The organism is Alistipes sp. (assembly GCF_020026455.1).
Taxonomy (GTDB): Bacteria; Bacteroidota; Bacteroidia; order Bacteroidales; family Rikenellaceae; genus Alistipes.
The window spans coordinates 150,720-167,637 of the sequence record NZ_JAHHQJ010000005.1 but is presented as its reverse complement, the minus strand read 5'-3'; the positions used below and the strand labels follow the sequence as shown (position 1 = coordinate 167,637).

13 protein-coding genes are annotated in these 16,918 nt (G+C 58.9%); 2 read left to right on the top strand and 11 right to left on the bottom strand.

What is annotated here, in order from left to right:
* The first annotated feature begins 1 nt into the window (after position 1).
* Positions 2-1,282 (top strand): gliding motility-associated protein GldE, encoded by a 1,281-nt coding sequence (gene gldE, locus QZ460_RS04615; protein WP_290540413.1) that lies wholly within the window; start codon positions 2-4, stop codon positions 1,280-1,282.
* Complete coding sequence (locus QZ460_RS04610) at positions 1,279-1,845, top strand: 4'-phosphopantetheinyl transferase superfamily protein (protein ID WP_290540412.1); 567 nt, start codon at positions 1,279-1,281, stop codon at positions 1,843-1,845. The genes gldE and QZ460_RS04610 overlap by 4 nt, the downstream gene beginning before the upstream one ends.
* On the opposite strand, the gene QZ460_RS04605 is transcribed toward QZ460_RS04610, so the two are convergent.
* The 11 genes from QZ460_RS04605 to QZ460_RS04555 all read right to left on the bottom strand — a co-directional run bounded on the left by QZ460_RS04605 (position 1,842) and on the right by QZ460_RS04555 (position 16,871).
* Complete coding sequence (locus QZ460_RS04605; RefSeq protein ID WP_290540411.1) at positions 1,842-3,260, bottom strand: hypothetical protein; 1,419 nt, start codon at positions 3,258-3,260, stop codon at positions 1,842-1,844. The two genes, QZ460_RS04610 and QZ460_RS04605, sit on opposite strands and share 4 nt — an antisense overlap.
* 760 nt (positions 3,261-4,020) lie before the next feature.
* Positions 4,021-5,229: a C1 family peptidase gene (locus QZ460_RS04600; protein WP_290540410.1), complete on the bottom strand. Its 1,209-nt coding sequence runs from the start codon at positions 5,227-5,229 to the stop codon at positions 4,021-4,023.
* Between the two features lie 173 nt (positions 5,230-5,402).
* Positions 5,403-7,700 carry a type I DNA topoisomerase gene (gene topA / locus QZ460_RS04595; protein ID WP_290540409.1) on the bottom strand — a complete coding sequence of 766 codons (2,298 nt, stop codon included), beginning with the start codon at positions 7,698-7,700 and terminating at the stop codon, positions 5,403-5,405.
* Between the two features lie 79 nt (positions 7,701-7,779).
* A complete protein-coding gene (locus tag QZ460_RS04590; RefSeq protein WP_290540408.1) occupies positions 7,780-9,450 on the bottom strand; it encodes a DUF4270 family protein in 1,671 nt (556 codons plus the stop codon).
* Positions 9,434-10,240: a glycogen/starch synthase gene (locus tag QZ460_RS04585; protein WP_290540407.1), complete on the bottom strand. Its 807-nt coding sequence runs from the start codon at positions 10,238-10,240 to the stop codon at positions 9,434-9,436. The genes QZ460_RS04590 and QZ460_RS04585 overlap by 17 nt, the downstream gene beginning before the upstream one ends.
* A 39-nt stretch (positions 10,241-10,279) precedes the next feature.
* Entirely contained in the window at positions 10,280-11,329 is a 1,050-nt protein-coding gene (gene queA / locus QZ460_RS04580) for a tRNA preQ1(34) S-adenosylmethionine ribosyltransferase-isomerase QueA (RefSeq protein WP_290540406.1), read from the bottom strand.
* 140 nt (positions 11,330-11,469) lie between these two features.
* On the bottom strand, positions 11,470-12,186 hold the full coding sequence (truB, locus tag QZ460_RS04575; RefSeq protein ID WP_290540405.1) for a tRNA pseudouridine(55) synthase TruB: 717 nt from the start codon (positions 12,184-12,186) through the stop codon (positions 11,470-11,472).
* Positions 12,186-12,977: an undecaprenyl-diphosphate phosphatase gene (locus QZ460_RS04570; RefSeq protein WP_290540404.1), complete on the bottom strand. Its 792-nt coding sequence runs from the start codon at positions 12,975-12,977 to the stop codon at positions 12,186-12,188. Before QZ460_RS04570 ends, truB begins: the two co-directional genes overlap by 1 nt.
* Before the next feature lie 101 nt (positions 12,978-13,078).
* Positions 13,079-13,339, bottom strand: a complete 261-nt coding sequence (locus tag QZ460_RS04565) for a DUF3098 domain-containing protein (RefSeq protein WP_290540403.1) — start codon at positions 13,337-13,339, stop codon at positions 13,079-13,081.
* Positions 13,340-14,221, bottom strand: a complete 882-nt coding sequence (locus QZ460_RS04560) for a permease-like cell division protein FtsX (RefSeq protein WP_290540402.1) — start codon at positions 14,219-14,221, stop codon at positions 13,340-13,342.
* 157 nt (positions 14,222-14,378) lie between these two features.
* On the bottom strand, positions 14,379-16,871 hold the full coding sequence (locus tag QZ460_RS04555) for a YfhO family protein (RefSeq protein WP_290540401.1): 2,493 nt from the start codon (positions 16,869-16,871) through the stop codon (positions 14,379-14,381).
* Positions 16,872-16,918: the final 47 nt, after the last annotated feature.

The window sequence follows — 16,918 nt, the reverse complement described above, 5'->3', positions numbered from 1 at the left end:
TTTGGAAGACGTCTATTCCTGGATCGCTTTCAACGGGTTTTCTCCGCATATCGCCGTGCTTTGTGCGGTGACGCTTTGCCTGTTGTGTGTTTCGGCGCTCGTTTCGGGGGCCGAGACTTCTTTTTTCTCCCTTTCGCACAACGACATCCGCCAGCTGCAGAGCAGCAGAAGCTCGTCGGCTGCCGCCATGCTGCGGCTGCTGGCCGATGTCGATCTGCTGCTGGCCACGATTCTGGTAATCAACAATCTGGTGAATATCTGCATCGTCATCCTCACGGCCGGGATTATCGACTCGCTCTTCACGTTCCTGCGCTTCGAGTTCCTGTTCAAGACCGTGCTGGTGACTTTCCTGCTGCTGCTTTTCGGTGAGATCCTGCCCAAAGTGCTTGCGCAGACCATCCCCCTGCGCTTCGCCTCGATGGTGGCCCGTCCGCTGCTGGTGCTGCGGTGGGTTTTCTATCCGCTCTCCTACGCACTGGTCCGCACAAGCAGTCGCATCAGCGAAAAGGCCGCACACAAGAGCGAGATTTCGCTCGACGAACTGGCCGATGCCGTCGACATGACACAGGGCTCCAGCCCCGAGGAGCACGTGATGCTTTCGGGGATTGTCAACTTCGTCAATACCGAGGTGCAGGAGATCATGAAGCCCCGTGTGGACATTACGGCGCTCTCCATGACGGCCGGTTACGAGACGGTCAAGAGGACGATCATCGAATCGGGCTTCTCGCGCATCCCGGTCTACGAGGAGGATGTGGACAATATCCGCGGAACGCTCTATGTCAAGGACCTGCTGCCCTACATCAACAACGGCGGTGATTTCGCCTGGCAGCAGCTGATCCGCAAACCCTATTTCGTCCCCGAGCACAAAAAGATCAACGACCTGCTGGCTGACTTCCAGTCGAACAAGGTCCACATGGCCATCGTCGTCGACGAATACGGGTCGACCCTGGGTCTGGTGTCGCTCGAAGACATCATCGAAGAGATCGTCGGCGAGATTTCCGACGAGAGCGACAACGACGAGTGCTTCTACACGCGTCTCGACGCCAAGAGCTATATTTTCGAGGGTAAGACCCACCTCGGGGATTTCGAGCGCATCCTCGACATCGGCGAGGAGGTTTTCGCCGATGTCCGGGGCGAGGCCGAAACCCTTGGCGGGCTGATGCTCGAACTCAAGCGCGACTTCCCGCGCAAAGGGGATGTCTTCACGTCGCACGACCTGCGCTTCACGGTGCAGGAGATGGATGGCCACCGGGTCGATAAAATCCGCGTCGACCTCCAATGATTCCGGCCCTGTGGACATCGCCGCTGCTCCCGGCCGAGGAGTCGGACCGGTGGACGACTCCCGCGGAACGTGCCGTGGCCGCCGGGTTTGCTTCGGAACGCCGCCGGGCCGAGTTCCTCACCTGGCGGGCCGTGGTGCGCCGTGAATTGGGTGCCGACGTCGCAATCGCCTACGATCCGCTGGGCGCTCCGGTGCTGACGAACCGCGCCGTCCATATCTCCGTCTCCCATTGTGCCGGCCGTGTCGCGGTCTGCGCCTCCGCGGAGCGCTGCGCCGTGGACATCGAACCCGCTGCGCGCGACTTCAGACGCACCGCGGACCGCTTCCTGACACCTGACGAGGCGTCCCTTTCCGACGATCCGCTTCTGCCGGGGATCGTCTGGTGTGCCAAGGAGGCTCTCTACAAGTATGCCGGGCGCCGGGGGCTGAATTTCCGGAGGGATCTGCGCGTCGTGCGGCTCGATCTTGCCGCCGGGACGCTCGCGGGGCAGATCGAAAACGGAGAGCCGATCGGGCTCTCCGTATCTTTGGACGACGGTTTTATCCTTGTCTCGATCCTTTAGAATGCTTCCGAAGCAGTGAACAGGAATGCCGAGGATCGTTTGCGGTCCCACGGCAGGTTCCGGTTGCCGAACGCTCCCCAGCCGTAGTCGAGGCGGATGTTCATGCGGTTCTTGAATTCGAAGCGGTAGCCGCAGCCAAAACTGCAGAGCGTGTTTCCCCAGCGGAATTTATCCGTTCCCCAGACCTGTCCGCCGCCGATCCATCCCACGATTCCGTGGCGGCGGTAGATTTTCTGCCGCAGTTCGATCTGTGTTTCGATCAGTTTTTCATCCCGATAACGTCCCTCGTAGTAGCCGCGCATGCGTTCCATGCCGCCCATTTTGGCGTACATGTGCCACGAAGGGGTTCCGGCCGTGGCATCGGCATAGAGGTCGTAGGCCAGCACGGCTCCTTTCCAGAGCTTCTGGTAGAAGTCGAAGGTCAGCGTGAAGCGTCCGAACGTGCGGCGCGTGTTGCCCAGCCATTTGGGATACCACTTGGCCTCGGCCTTGATGAAGATGCCTTTCGAGGCGTTGAACGTCACGTCGCGCGTGTCGTATTGGGCGAAGAGCCCGACGTTGGCGTTGAACGGGTTGGGCTTGTCGCCCGTCAAGGCGATGTAGTTTGAGAAGGGATCCTGTTTTTCGGGATCGTAGCGGTTGCCGTCCTTCCACAGGTCGTACAACTCGCCGATCTGTCCTTCGGGTTTTTCTATCTCGCCCCGGTCGATGCGGTTCATGTAGTCGACCATTCCCGTGCTTTTGTATCTGGCTCCCGTGTAGTCTATGCCACCGCTTACACCGATGTAGAAGCGGCCGATGAGCGATGTGCAGTAGGAGATGCGGAAGAGTCCCATCGTGGTGGTCAGATCCTGTGCATATCCCTCCTTTCCGGCGTTGTAACCCACGCCGTAGAAGGCTCCCGGGAAATAGACGAATGCCCCCGAGTAGCTCAGACGCTGTTTGTTGTGGTTGTAGATATTGTCGCCCGAGAAGCGCAGAAGCACGAATTTCTCGGTCGTGAAGTTGCCGTAAATCGAAATGTTCGACGGTGCGGTTACCGAGTCGGTGCGGTCGAGCCGGTAGAGGCCCGCCAGCAGGAATCCGATGCCGAAGCCTACGTCCGAGGAGTAGTTGGGTCCCGGGGCGATGCTCCAGTCGATTTTCTTTTCGAAGGTGCGGTCCACGTTCGAGCGGCTGTAATAGTCGATGATGCGGCGGATCAGCCCCGGACGTTTCACCGGGGCGGTGAGGGCCGAAGTGTCGGCCATCCGGACGTGCTTGGCGTTCGGATGCGCTTCGGCGTCTCTGATTTGCGAAAGCGTAGCTTCAGTCGATGGAAAATTCTCCTTCGAGGTATCCGTGTTCTGGGCCGACGTGCGCAGTGCGGCCATCGTCAGCAGAGCGGTGAGGAGAAGATAACAGGTCTTTTTCATGTATTTGGAGCTCGGATTCGTCAGCAAAGATAACCAATATTTCCGGTTGCACAAAATGAACAATTCCAACCTCCGGAAGTGGCAACAAAACGGGTACAAAATTCTACTTTTGCGGCAATTCGGACAATTGCCTCGCGTTAAGCCCGTAGCGCCGCAACGACGTTCCCCGAGTGCGGGCCTGCCTGGATGCGTTTTTTCGCCCCATGCTGCCCGGCGGCGGCCCATCTCTACCGGGTCTGTTGTTTCTGCCGGAGCGGACGGGGCAGGCTGGTGTGGGCGTTTGGACCCTGACCGGATTCCCCACCACACGTTTTTGCAGACTTTTTACCGTCGGTTCGGATCTTTGCCCCGTCTGTCCTCGCAAAATCGCCCTGTATGAATTTAATGTGTGTAAATTAATATGTTGTATGCTGTTTGAGCCCTCCTTCAGCCGGGCGGGAAGAGCGAAATTTCAGATGTTATTCAAAAAATTTACATATTTTGTAAAAAATCTTAATAAAATATTTGGAAGTTTGGTTTTCGCGTACTACTTTTGTCACGTCTTAAATGATAAAATATTTTAAGAATTATTTAAAATTATTTAGTATGAAAGCAAGGATTAACGAGTGGTTCCGTACCGCCCTGATCATGTTGGGAGAGAGCATCAAACTGCGCGAGATGTAAAATCTCCCTTTCGGTAGACTTAAAAACTTAAACTTCGATAAACGGACAGCCCGGCTTGCAAAAGCCGGGCTGTCTTGTCGTTGAGGGGGTCGTGCCCCTATTTGACGTCGATTTTTCGGAGAATCTCCTTGGGTACGGCGTTTCTGTTGACCAGCACGGTCATCGTCTTGTAGGCGACGAACGGGCGCGAGAAATACCAGTATCCCTCATAGGGGCCCGAGGTATTCCACGAATTCTTGACTTTGTAGTAGGGCGTTCCGTTCTGGTCGGTCGCCGTGCCCACGATTTGCATGCCGTGGTCGTCGGTGGTCTCGTAGTTGTCGTATCCCTCCTGGCGGAGCTCCTGCGTGATGGTGCGCTCCTTGCCGGGTTTGTCGAACTTGTAGAGCGCCTCGTCCTTCTCCTTCTGGGTGAGTTTGCCCCACTTCTCGGCTTCGGTTCCTTGCATGCCTTCGAGGTTGGCCTCAGGGATGATGCCCAGACCTTTGGTGCGGCTGAATCCCTTCTCGCTCACGTCGGTTCCCCACGAAACCGTGTATCCCTCCTTCAGCGAGTTGTCGATGATCTGCATGAACTCGTCCAGAGGCACGTTCCAGACCTTGTCCCAATTCCAGTTGTCGGGGACCTCCATGGCGAACTTCGTGTAGAAGGGGTGGTGTGTGAACGACGAGAACTCGATGTATTCGTCGAGGTCGATCTGCAGCGACGCGGCGAACGACGCCGGGGTGTATTCCTTGCCCTGATAGGTGAACTTTTCGGGTCTCGGGCCGAAGTAGGCGTCGAGGATGCCGTTCAACCCGGCCTGCCAGGCCGTTGTAAGGCGGCTTTCGCTGCGCTTCTGGCCGGCCTGGATCACCGCGTCGGCATAGGACTTGATCACCGCGTCGATCTCGTCGAAATTGGGCTTGTCATAGCCGTAGTTCAGTCCCGGATAGGCCTCCTCGGGGACAATGCCGTAGGCCTCGATGCCGTGCAGCACGTCGTGGGCCTGTCCGCCGACGGCGAGGTTCAGAAATCCGTGCAGACGGACGTATTTCACGGCCTTCTCAAAGTAGATGTTGCGCACGATCCACATCTCCGAAAGGTCCAGTTCGGGACCTCCGGCGCGGAGGATTTCGCTTTCGAGGAACGAGAGGGTCGAGTAGCACCAGCAGGTTCCGCTGCGGCTCTGATCCTTGACCGGGGTGACGGGCAGGATATTGACATCGGTGAAACGGTAGCCTTCGCGGGCTGCCGTGTCGGGCGTTTGTGCCGCGGCTCCGAATGCGTAGCAGAGCGCGAATGCGGCGAGAATCATTTTCTTCATCAATTGTTTGGTTTTAGGTGTTTGCTTTTTTCTGCGGGCCGTTTGGCTGTCCCGGAGTGTTTTCCCGTTTTGCCGTCAGACCCTTGTATCTCGGGACGGACTCCCGTCCCTTTGTTTCGGGGTGCCCTCCTCCGTTTGTTTTGCAACGGACCCTCCCCGGCTGTCCGGGGCGGTTACTTCTTCGATCCCGCGACGATCTTCAGACACTCGTCGAGGGTGAGCTCCTCGGGCTTCGCCCCCTTCGGCAGACGGTAGTTCTTGCCCTTGTAGGCGATGTAGGGCCCGTAGCGGCCGTTCTTGACGAGCATGTCGACATCCTCGGGGAAGCTTTTCAGCGGCGTGTTGGCTGCAACTGCAGCTGCCTGATGTGCGCGGACGATCTCCACGGCGCGGTCGTAACCGATCGTGTAGGGGTCGTCGGTCTTGGCCAGCGACGCGAACGACTTTCCGTAGCGCACGTAGGGGCCGTATTTGCCGATGCCGACGGTCAGTATGTCTCCGTCCAGCTGTCCCAGATCGCGGGGTAGGGCAAAAAGCTCCAGAGCCTCTTCGAGCGTGATCGACTCGATCAGCTGTCCCTTCTTGAGCGACGCGAAGCGTCCCTTCTCGCCTTCGTTCCCTTCGATCTCAACCATCGGGCCGTAACGGCCGATGCGCGCCTTCACGATGTGCCCTGTCTTGGGGTCGTTGCCCAGAATGCGGACTTCGCGAGTTTTGGCGGTCTGTGTCGTGATGGCCGAATCGACCATCTTGTGGAAGGGGCCGTAGAACTCGTCGATCATCTTGTCCCAGGTGATGTCACCCTCGGCGATGCGGTCGAACTCCTTCTCCACGCTGGCCGTGAAGTTGTAGTCGATGATCGGTCCGAACTGCTCCTCCAGGTAGTCGTTGACCACCATGCCGATGTCGGTCGGCGAAAGGCGGTTTTTCTCCTTGCCGTAGTTTTCCGAGAGACTCTTCGAGGCGATTTTTTCGCCCGTGAGCGTCAGTTGTGTGTAGTTGCGTTTCTGCCCGTCCCTGTTCTGCTTGACGACATAGCCGCGGTTGATGATCGTGGTGATCGTCGGGGCATAGGTCGAAGGACGGCCGATGCCCAGCTCCTCGAGGCGTTTGACGAGCGAGGCCTCGTTATAGCGTGCCGGAGCCGATGTGAAGCGCTCCGTGGCGGTGATCTGCGACGGGAGGACCTGATCGCCTGCCGTGAGTTTGGGCAGCAGTCCCTCGCCGCTCTCGGTGGCCTGGTCGTCGTCCGTGGATTCGGAGTAGAGGCGCAGGAATCCGTCGAACCGGACTACTTCGCCCTGTGCGACGAACTGGTTCGAACTTCCCGACATGTCGATGGTGATGGTCGTGCGGTCCAATTCGGCGCAGACCATCTGCGAGGCGACCGTGCGTTTCCAGATCAGGTCGTAGAGCTTTTTCTCGGCGGGCGTGCCTTCGATCTCCTGGCGCTCAATGTACGACGGACGGATGGCCTCGTGAGCCTCCTGTGCGCCTTTGGTCTTGGTCTTGTAGTTGAACCAGCGCGAATATTTCTCGCCGTAGAGTTTCGTGATCTCCTCCTTGCACTGGGCCAGCGCCTGCTGCGAGAGGTTCACCGAGTCGGTACGCATGTAGGTGATCAGACCCTGCTCGTAGAGGTGCTGCGCGACGGACATCGTCTGCGATACGGACATGCCCAGCTTGCGGCCGGCCTCCTGCTGGAGCGTCGAGGTTGTGAACGGCGGTGCGGGGTAGCGCTGTGCGGGTTTCTCCTCGGCCTTGGCCACCGTGAATGTGGCGCCGATGCAGCTTTGCAGGAAGTTTTCCGCCTGCGCCCGGGTCTCGAAGCGCGACGAGAGTTCGGCCTTGAAGAGCGTCTTCTCCGGATCTCCGGCGGCGTAGAACTGTGCCACGACGCGGAAATAGGCTGCCGAGCGGAAGGCGATGATCTCGCGCTCGCGCTCCACGATCAGTCGTACGGCGACCGACTGCACGCGGCCAGCCGACAGCGCCGGACGTACCTTCTTCCACAGTACCGGCGACAGCTCGAAGCCGACCAGCCGGTCGAGGATGCGTCGTGCCTGCTGTGCATTGACCAGATCCATGTTCACCGTGCGCGGCTTCTCGATGGCTTCCAGAATCGCCCGCTTGGTGATTTCGTGGAAGACGATGCGCTTGGTCTGGTCGACGGGGAGACCCAACACTTCGGTCAGGTGCCATGCGATGGCTTCTCCTTCGCGGTCCTCATCGGATGCGAGCCATACGGTTTTCGACTTGGCCAGCTTGGTGAGTTCGTCGACCACTTTCTTCTTGTCGCTCGGGATTTCGTATACGGGCTTGTAGCCTTCGCCGATATTGATGCCGAGATCCTTCTTGGCAAGGTCGCGGATGTGTCCGAAGCTTGATTTTACGATAAAGTCCTTGCCGAGAAACTTCTCTATGGTCTTGGCCTTGGCGGGGGACTCTACGATCACTAAATTTTCCTGCATAGCTGTTTTTGATGGCTTTTTCAGAAAAGCGAAAACCTAAGCATTACACTTAGGTTCCGCAAGAGGTTTTATCTGTTGTTTACTTGATCAGGTTGTATGCCATACTGAAGCGTATCGGGGCGTTGTTCTGTTCGTCCGCCCCGGGCTCTGTCGACATGCCCTGCAACACGCCGAACGAGGTCGTGTAGAGGCTGTATGCTTCGGGACCGATGTATATCGAGCGGTTTTCGACTTTGTCCCAGTCGATCTTGGCAACCTCTCCGCCCGCATCCGCCTTGGCTTCCATATAACTGTTCCAGAGCTGCTGCATGTATCCCGTGATGTCCATTACGTAGCAGCCGCGGCTGCGGTTGATCCGGCCGTTGTAGGCGAGCGTCATCGAAGAGCCGTAGTTCTGCTCGTAGGTATAGGCGTAATCCGAAATCGGGGTCAGCATCTTGTAGTTGGTGTACATACCCAGCCGGCTCGGTGCGGCGCTCATCTCCACGGTCAGCCTCTTGATGTCCTCGATGCTTCCGTCCGCCACGTTTTCCCATTTATAGTCACTGCCGTTGAAGTAGATCGACATGCGAACTTGGCTGAAGGCAAGGGTTTTGAAGTCCTTGTTGTCGGCATTTCCCTTGGCGATCTCTTCCTCCAGTGCCGCGAAGAACTCCGGGCTGAAGGTCATCTCGGTCACCACGCCGCCCATACCCTCGACATAGACGAAGGGATTTTCGGGTCTGTTCTCGGCCGTCTCGCGGGCTTCGTCAATGTTTATCTTCCTGGCGCTCGTAGCCTCCTCGTAGTTGTGCTTGATGCAGTTCACCGAGACATTGCCGAATGCCGCACGCTCCTCGTAGAAGTAGTAGATCATGCGGATCGTATCCTTGATCAGCGAGGGATCTTCCTTCACGCGGGTGCGTCCGTAGACCGACAGGCCCGAATAGGTGAGGTCCGTTGCGAAGATCGTCCCGTTATCGGACTTGGCGAGTGGCTTCTGGGGGTTCGGGGCGATGTAGAGACCCCGGAACTCCTCGACCCAGGATTCCAGCTTTTCGGCGCTGTAGATCGAATAGTCGCCGGCATACTTGCCCTCCTGAAGCATCAGGCGGCGGATGTATTTCTTGCCCGCTTCGGTCGGCTCCAGCGTCACGGCCGGTGTGGTCGAGGGATATTTCCCATCGCCGCCGAGCGTAAAGGTGAAGAGCGGCTCGTCGGGATTGTAAACACCTGCCGCCACGGGGTCGAAATTGAGGTAGAAAGTCGAGTCGCGCTGCGATTTTTTGGGCGCTATGGGCTTCTCGGTGAGGTATTTGTTGCTGATGACCTCGTAGACCGCGAAGGATTGGGGGGTAAGCGTGTCGCGGCCGAAACTGGTCACCTTGAGCAGGATCTGCGCCGAGTCGAAGATCGGCTTGTCGGCGAAATACCCCTCGTCGACCTTGTAGTAGCTGATCATCTGCGACAGGAATCCCGCGGAGCGGCGTCCCAGCGTGTCGTTGAACATCGAACCCATGTAGCCGTAGGAGATGTTCGAACTGATGATCGAATCGGTCTGAAACAGCCGGGTTTCGACATATTTCCTGGGGTTGAGTTCTCCGTCCCGGGGGAGCTGAACGTATCCTGCCCTCATCTGCTGGTTGTCGGGGACGAGGTTTCCGCCCAGCGTGTCGTCCACCTTGGTACAACCCCCGAGGGTCAGTCCTGTCGTGGCGGCCAGGGCTGCAACGGGGAGCAGCATGCGGCGGAAATTATTGAATCGCTTCATAGAATCGGTTGTAATTATCGAAAAAGTCCTCAGCCTCGGGCGATTGGTATTCGAGCATCCGCTTTCCGCTTGCGCGGGCGATGTCCAACACTTTGGGGTCGACGTCCGGGGAAGCCGCAACCACTCCGTCGGCATATTCCATAACGAACCGGCAGAGGTTTTCGTATGACGGAGCGTCGAGAATCGCAAGATTTTTGTCCTTGACGCCTTCGCCGGCGATCTTGGCGCCGAATCCGGGGTCGAGTTCCCCGGAGAATCCGTCGCCGTAGAGCGACACGACGACCTTCACGTCGCGGAAGATCGGGTCGTCGGCGAATACCCGTTTCAGGTATACGGGGATCACGGCCGTGAACCAGCCGTGGCAGTGGACGATCGTCGGGGTCCAGCGCAGTTTCTTGACCGTTTCCAATACGCCCCGGGCGAAAAATATGGCCCGTTCGTCGTTGTCCTGGAAGTAGTTGTCCGCGCCGTCGGTCAGCACCGCCTTGCGCGAGAAGTAGTCGTCGTTGTCGATGAAATAAATCTGTACGCGTGCTGCGGGTATCGATGCCACCTTGATGATCAGCTGGTGGTCGTTGTCGTCGATGATGAGGTTCATGCCCGAGAGTCGGATCACCTCATGCAACTGGTGCCTGCGCTCGTTGATACAGCCGTAGCGGGGCATGAACGTACGGATCTCGTTCCCGCGTTCCTGCATTGCCTGCGTCAGTGCACGGCAAAGCCGGGAACCCTCCGTTTCTGGAAGATAGGGGGTGATCTCCTGACACACGTACAGAATCTTGCTTGCCATGGTTTTGAGGGTTTATGTCTGCAAAGGTAGTGAAAAAAATTAAAGAATGAGCATCGCGTCTCCGTAAGTACCGAACCGATACCCCTCTTCCCGGGCCACCTTGTAGGCGTTCATCACGGTTTCGTAACCGCCGAAGGCGGCCACCATCATCAGCTGCGTCGAGTAGGGCAGATGGAGGTTGGTGACCATGGCGTTGGCCACTGTGAACTCGTAGGGGGCGAAAATGAACTTGTTGGTCCAGCCCTCCATGGGTTTGATCATTCCGTTGGTCGAAACGGCGGTTTCGATCGTGCGCATCACGGTCGTACCGATGGCCACGACCTTGTGTCCCTGCCGCTTGGCGTTGTTGACCGCTTCGGCGGCCGTTTCCTCGACGAAGAACTGCTCGGAGTCCATCTTGTGCTTCGAGAGATCCTCGACATCCACCGTGCGGAAATTACCCAGTCCGACGTGCAGCGTCACGAACGCCTTGTCGATGCCCTTGATCTCCATGCGCTTCATCAGGTGCTTCGAGAAGTGCATGCCGGCCGTCGGGGCCGCCACAGCCCCCTCCTTCTCGGCGAAGATGGTCTGGTAGCGCTCGGCATCCTCGGGCTCGACCTTCTCGCGCACCCACTTCGGCAGGGGCGTTTCGCCCAGCGAGAAGAGAGCCTGCTTGAACTCCTCGTAGGATCCGTCGAACAGGAAGCGCAGCGTTCGTCCGCGCGAGGTGGTGTTGTCGATGACCTCGGCCACCAGCAGGTCGTCGTCTCCGAAGTAGAGTTTGTTGCCGATCCGGATTTTGCGGGCCGGATCCACCAGCACGTCCCACAGCCGCAGTTCGCGGTTGAGTTCCCGCAGCAGGAAGATTTCGATTTCGGCGCCGGTTTTCTCCTTGTTGCCGTAGAGTCGTGCCGGGAAGACCTTCGTGTCGTTGAAGACGAACAGGTCCTTTTCGTCGAAATACTCGATGATGTCCTTGAAGATCCGGTGCTCGATCGTGCCTTTGGCGCGGTTGATGACCATCAGACGCGACTCGTCGCGATTGTCGGCCGGGTATTTGGCCAGCATTTCGGGAGAAAACTCATACCCGTACTGCGATAATTTCATAGATGAACGCTCTTTTTTACCTGTATGTGGTTCGACATTTACTGCGTCCGGCGGGGCCTGAAACGCGGTTTTGCCTCTGTCCCGCCTGCCGGGAAGGTCCCGGAAAACAAAGACAGATTATTTTTTATACGCAAAAAGGCCTATTTTGTTTCAAGTTTTTGTAGATTTTCAAGAAATTCGTCCAATTCGCAGGATTTTTCGAGTGTGAATCCGCCGCTGCGCGTGCGGCGCAGCGAGGTGAGGTGCGCCCCGCTGTGAAGTGCCTGCCCGATCTCGTGGGCCAGCGAACGGATGTAGGTTCCCTTGCTGCAGCGCACGCGGATCCGCACCCGCGGCAGGTCGTATTCCACGATCTCCATTTCGTAGATGTTGATCAGCGCCTGGCGCACGGCCACCTGTTCGCCGGCGCGGGCCAGCTCGTAGGCCCGAGTGCCGTCGATCTTCTTGGCCGAGTAGACGGGCGGGGTTTGCAGCCGCTCTCCGGTGAGCGAGGCGAGGGCTTCGGCGACCGCTTCCCGCGTGATGTGCTTCCACGGATAGGTTTGGTCGATTTCGTGTTCCAGGTCATGGCTCGGGGTCGTGGCACCCAGCATCACGTCGGCCACATACTCCTTCTCCTCGGCCTGCAGGGAGTCGACGAGTTTAGTGGCGCGGCCGATGCAGACCAGCAGGATGCCTGTGGCCAGCGGGTCGAGCGTCCCGGCATGTCCGACCTTGATTTTGCGATAGCCCAGCTTGCGGAGCGTGAATTTGATTTTGCGCACCACGTCGGTCGAGGTCCAGCGCAGGGGCTTGTCCAGAACGGCGATGTATCCGTCCTCGAAATTCAGGCCGCGGAGGTCCAGCGTCTCTTTCATCAGCAGAAATAGCTTATGATCGAGACTGTTCCCGCAACGGTGCAGTAGACGGCGAACCAGATGAGTTTGCCCCGCTTCACGACTTCGATCATGAATTTGCAGGCCAGACAACCCGTGATGAACGAAGCGAGGAATCCGGCGATGAGCGGACCTGTGGCAATTCCGGCCGTCAGATCGCCGCTTGTTGCCTGGAGCAGGGTCTCGCCCAGAATCGGGGCCAGCACCATCAGGAACGAGAACTGTGCCACGGCGGCTTTTTTGTTGCCCAGCAGCAGTCCCGTGGCGATGGTCGATCCCGAGCGGGAGAGTCCCGGCATGGCGGCGCATGCCTGCGCCAGTCCGATGATCAGGGCGTCGCGGTAGGAGATGGTCTCCTTCTGCCGCGGCTTGGCATAGTAGGCGAAGGCCAGCAGTGCGGCCGTCAGGAGGAGCATTGCGCCCACGACGACCAGAATGTAGGGGGCATTGAGCAGGTCGTTGATCCGGTCCTTGAGCAGGAGCCCGACGATGCCGATGGGGATCATCGAGAGGACGAGTTTCAGAACATAGGCCTGTTCGTCGTTGAACCGGCGCGAGAATACTCCCTTCAGGAGGCGCCATATTTCGCTCCACAGCACGACGATCGTGCTCAGTACCGTGGCGGCATGGAGGGCCACGTCGAACGTGAGGTTTTCTTCGAGCTGTACGCCCAGCACTTCCTTGGCGATCTGGAGATGCCCGCTGCTTGATACGGGCAGAAATTCGGTGATTCCCTGCACGATACCGAGCAGGATGGCTTGCAGTGTGTCCATTTATTTTTTAGAAAGGGTCTTGAGTTTTCGGACGTTCCGGTTCGCCGGCCGTTGTCGGGCGGATTGTTCCTCCGGGGCGGCGTTCCGCAACGGGCCGGGAATTACTTGTAACGTTTCATGATCGCATAGATCTCGATGACGAAGCCTCCGATCACGAGAATCGGGGCCAGCGTGATGCGCCTCCACGAGAACATCGCGTAGTTGAATTCGTTGGGCGAGTCGCTGCCTCCGCCGGCCATCAGTACGAAGCCCAGGATGACGACCGCGAAGCCGATCGCCAGCAGGACGTAGTTGCGTCGTGTGAGGGGCATGCGGGGATCTTCCGGCGTGGAGGCCTGCGTGTTCTTCTGTTCGTTTTTCATTTAATAAAGGTGTATGTTGTTCGACTTCATGTTGATGAATTTGTTGAGGGCCGCGAAGGTGAAAAAAACCGAGATGATGATGCCGCCCGCAATCATTGCGCCGAGGATGATGGCTATTTTGCCGATTTCGGCAATGGTCATCAGTTCGGGGACCGCCTCGTTGAGCCCGTATACGGCCAGTCCGAACAGCGCCGAGGCGGCCATACCGGCCAGGATCCCCTGTGTGATGCTGCTTCCGAGGAAGGGTTTCATGATGAACCACTTGGTGGCCCCGACCAGCTTCATCGTGTTGATCAGGTATCTTTTCGAAAAGATCGCCAGCCGGATGGTGTTGCTCAGCAGGATCAGCGAGATGACCAGCAGTGCCCCGCCGAAGAGCAGCAGCACGAGGCGTATCTTGTTCACCGTGGCGTGCAGCCGTTCGGCCATCAGTGCCGGATACGACACGCGGTCGACGCCTTCGATGCGCCCGACGGCGGCGATGAACGAGTCGAGCAACTCCTTGTCGGAGGATGCCGCCGAGAGTGTGAGTTCGAACGAATCCAGCAGCGGGTTCTCCGGCAGGATCTCCTCGAACGAACTGCCGAACATCTTGCGGAACTCCTCCTCCTCGATCTTCTCCTCCTTGGCCGAGTAGGCGATCGTCGCGACCATGTCTTCGGCGGTCAGGCGTTTGTTGATGGCCTCCTTCTGCTGATCCGAAAGCCCGTTCTTCAACTCCACGGTGACGGCGATGCTCTCCTGGAGCGTGTCGGCGACCTTCAGCGCCGCGACCATCAGATAGCCCACCGATCCCAGCAGGAACAACACGAGCGTGATGCTCACCGTCGATACGATGTAGGAGTTGCGTACCTTACGCTTTAATCGTTTGTCGTCCTTCATTTTCGCATTTCTGTTTTTCGTTTTGGGAGGGGCTGCCGATCCGGAAACGAACCGGACGGACCTCCCGCTCAATCATCCTTGGATCAGGGACGGCTTCGAGGATCGGTCACCTCCCGTCCGACCGCCTGATTTGCGCGGTGCTCCCCCTGCTTCCTTTCTATTCCTCTCTTTTCTCTCCTTTCCTGAACCAATAGACCAGAGCGGCGAGGGCTCCCAGCAGGATTGCGAGCGACGCCGCGAGCGTCACACCCTCGGCAGCCGTCCATCCCGGTGCGCGGAACCTCCATTCGACGGTGTGCGTGCCGGCGGGCAGCACCATCGCCCGCAGGACGTAGTCGGCCCGGAAGTAGGGGCTCTCCTTGCCGTCGATCCAGGCCTTCCAGCCCTGGTCGTAAAAAATCTCCGAGAACACCGCCACTGCTTCTTCGGGGAGGGTGTATTCGTATTTGAGGTAATTCGGACGGTACTCCGTGAGTTCGATCCGGTCGGATGCGGGGTTGTCGAGAGAGATGCCCCGCGGTGCGATCTTCACGGGATTCTGCTCCGCGACCACCGCTGTCGTGCGGAGGTTCGTCTCTCCCAGCAGGTCGATTTCGGCCTGCGCCGAGGGGGCGTAGACGATGCTGTCGACGAACCACGCCGCGCCGAAGGCCGTCGTGCGTCGTTGTGCTTCGGGCTGCCCCTCCTTGCTCGGAACGATCAGATAGCGTGTGTTGAGCATGTCGAGCACTCCGTCGTCGACGTTGGAAAGGTAGCGGTCGATCAGATCCTGATAGCGGGCCAGCTTCGCCCCGTGATACCCGCCCACCGACCTGTGGAAGTAGGAGGTCGTGGCGTCGTTGAAGGGGCTTACCGTGAGGTTCAGCACCCGGTATCCCGAGTCCTTGTCCTGCATGATCGCCCTGTCGGCCGCTGAGGCCGTCACCTGTTTGTGGCGCGGCGATACGAAATCCTCCGACGAGAGGAAGCGCAGGTTGACCGGCACGAGGTCCAGCAGCATCACGCCTGCGAGCAGTCCCGTCAGGACGTATCGGTTGATCCGGCGCAGGGCGAAGAGCGCCACGCCGCCCGCCGCCAGCAGAATCATCGCGAACGAACGCCATGCGTCGGCCTGCATCATCTCCGCGCGGTCGGCGGCCATCGCTCCGGCCGTCGCTTCGGCCCATTCGATGTCCATTCCGCGGTCGATGTACGACTGCATGTTGTTGCTTTCGAAGAGGTGACGGAACGTATCGGTCATGTAGTCCGTGCTTTCTGCGCGCCCGAAGTCGAAGAGCGAACTCCCGGCAACGGCCAGCAGCAGACAGGCTCCCCCGGTGATTCCCGCGGCCCATGCCAGGGCCCGCAGCAGCTGCTTGCGGGGAATCTCCCCCTTCCAGAGTCGCATCAGGGCCAACGCTCCCAGCAGAGGCACGGCCCACTGCACGACGACGAGCGTCATCGATACGGTGCGGAATTTGTTGTATCCGGGCAGGTATTTGAAAGCAAATTCGGTGAATCCCATCAGGTTGCGTCCCCAGGCCAGCAGAATCATCACGACACATGCGGCGATGATCCACCATTTGTTGCGTCCCCGGACCAGCGCGATGCCCAGCGCTGCGAGGAACACCGCCGCAGCCCCCAGATAGGTCGGTCCGCCCGTGTAGGGCTGCGTGCCCCAGTAGGCCGAGAGCTGCTGCGCCGCGCCGCGCAGTCCGTAGTCGTTCAGCACGGCGGCCGTCTGCCCGTCGGCCGGGAAGGTCGTGCCCGATTCGCGGCCCATGAAGTCGGGGACGAGCAGGTTGAGGGTCTCGGCCTTGCCGTAGCTCCACGCCGTCGCATAGTCGAGTGCGAGGCCGTTTTTCGAGGCTTCGACCGTTGCTGCAAGCTCCGAACCGCCGCGGATGGTCTCCTTCGAATGGCGGGCCGTGTACCACAGGGGCGAGAAGTTCGACCCCACGGCCAGAATGCCCGCCGCGAGGAGCGCCGCGGTGCGCAGGGAGAAATCGCGCAGACGCCCCTCCCTGAACGAGCGGATTCCTTCGCTGATCCAGAAGGCGCCCATCGCCACGAGGAAATAATAGGTGATCTGCGGATGGTTGGCGCCGATTTCGAGCGATGCGGCAAGGGCCGTGAGCGCTGCGCCGCACCAGACATTGCCCCGGAGCGTCATCCAGCCTCCGCCCATCATCAGCGGGGCGTAGACCAGCGCCCACATTTTCGTGACATGCCCCGCGCCAATGATCAGCAGGAAGTAGGTCGAAAGTCCGTAGGCCAGCGCCGCGACGATGCCCACCCACGGGTTGATTCCGACGATCAGCAGCATGAGCCACATCGAAACCATGGCGAAAAACAAGAATCCGGCCGGGGTGTCGATGCTCTTCACGACCTGCCCGACGGTTCGCTTCACCAGCTGGGCCGGATAGGCCACGTTGATCAGGTAGGCCGGCATGCCGCCGAACATGCCGCCCGTCCACTGCGGGTCTTCGCCCGTTTCGGCGCGCATGTTGCTGATATCCTTGGCCATACCCTCGTATTGGATGACGTCGTGCTGGGGCAGGGCTTCGCCTCGGAACTGCGGGGCGAAATAGGCGGCGCTCACCACGAAAAAGAGCGCGAAAGCCGCCAGAGCCGGCAGCAGTTTTGATCTCATAGTGTTCGAAAAATCCATTCCAGCGTATCTTATCCGATTGCCAAAGGTACGAAAAAACATTGACA

Coding starts and splice junctions, on each gene's coding strand:
- QZ460_RS04585 (WP_290540407.1), bottom strand. CDS start 10,240: ATGGCAAGCAAGATTCTGTACGTGTGTCAGGAGATCACCCCCTATCTT.
- topA (WP_290540409.1), bottom strand. CDS start 7,700: ATGCAGGAAAATTTAGTGATCGTAGAGTCCCCCGCCAAGGCCAAGACC.
- QZ460_RS04605 (WP_290540411.1), bottom strand. CDS start 3,260: ATGAAAAAGACCTGTTATCTTCTCCTCACCGCTCTGCTGACGATGGCC.
- QZ460_RS04600 (WP_290540410.1), bottom strand. CDS start 5,229: ATGAAGAAAATGATTCTCGCCGCATTCGCGCTCTGCTACGCATTCGGA.
- QZ460_RS04610 (WP_290540412.1), top strand. CDS start 1,279: ATGATTCCGGCCCTGTGGACATCGCCGCTGCTCCCGGCCGAGGAGTCG.
- QZ460_RS04565 (WP_290540403.1), bottom strand. CDS start 13,339: ATGAAAAACGAACAGAAGAACACGCAGGCCTCCACGCCGGAAGATCCC.
- queA (WP_290540406.1), bottom strand. CDS start 11,329: ATGAAATTATCGCAGTACGGGTATGAGTTTTCTCCCGAAATGCTGGCC.
- QZ460_RS04560 (WP_290540402.1), bottom strand. CDS start 14,221: ATGAAGGACGACAAACGATTAAAGCGTAAGGTACGCAACTCCTACATC.
- truB (WP_290540405.1), bottom strand. CDS start 12,186: ATGAAAGAGACGCTGGACCTCCGCGGCCTGAATTTCGAGGACGGATAC.
- QZ460_RS04590 (WP_290540408.1), bottom strand. CDS start 9,450: ATGAAGCGATTCAATAATTTCCGCCGCATGCTGCTCCCCGTTGCAGCC.
- QZ460_RS04570 (WP_290540404.1), bottom strand. CDS start 12,977: ATGGACACACTGCAAGCCATCCTGCTCGGTATCGTGCAGGGAATCACC.
- QZ460_RS04555 (WP_290540401.1), bottom strand. CDS start 16,871: ATGGATTTTTCGAACACTATGAGATCAAAACTGCTGCCGGCTCTGGCG.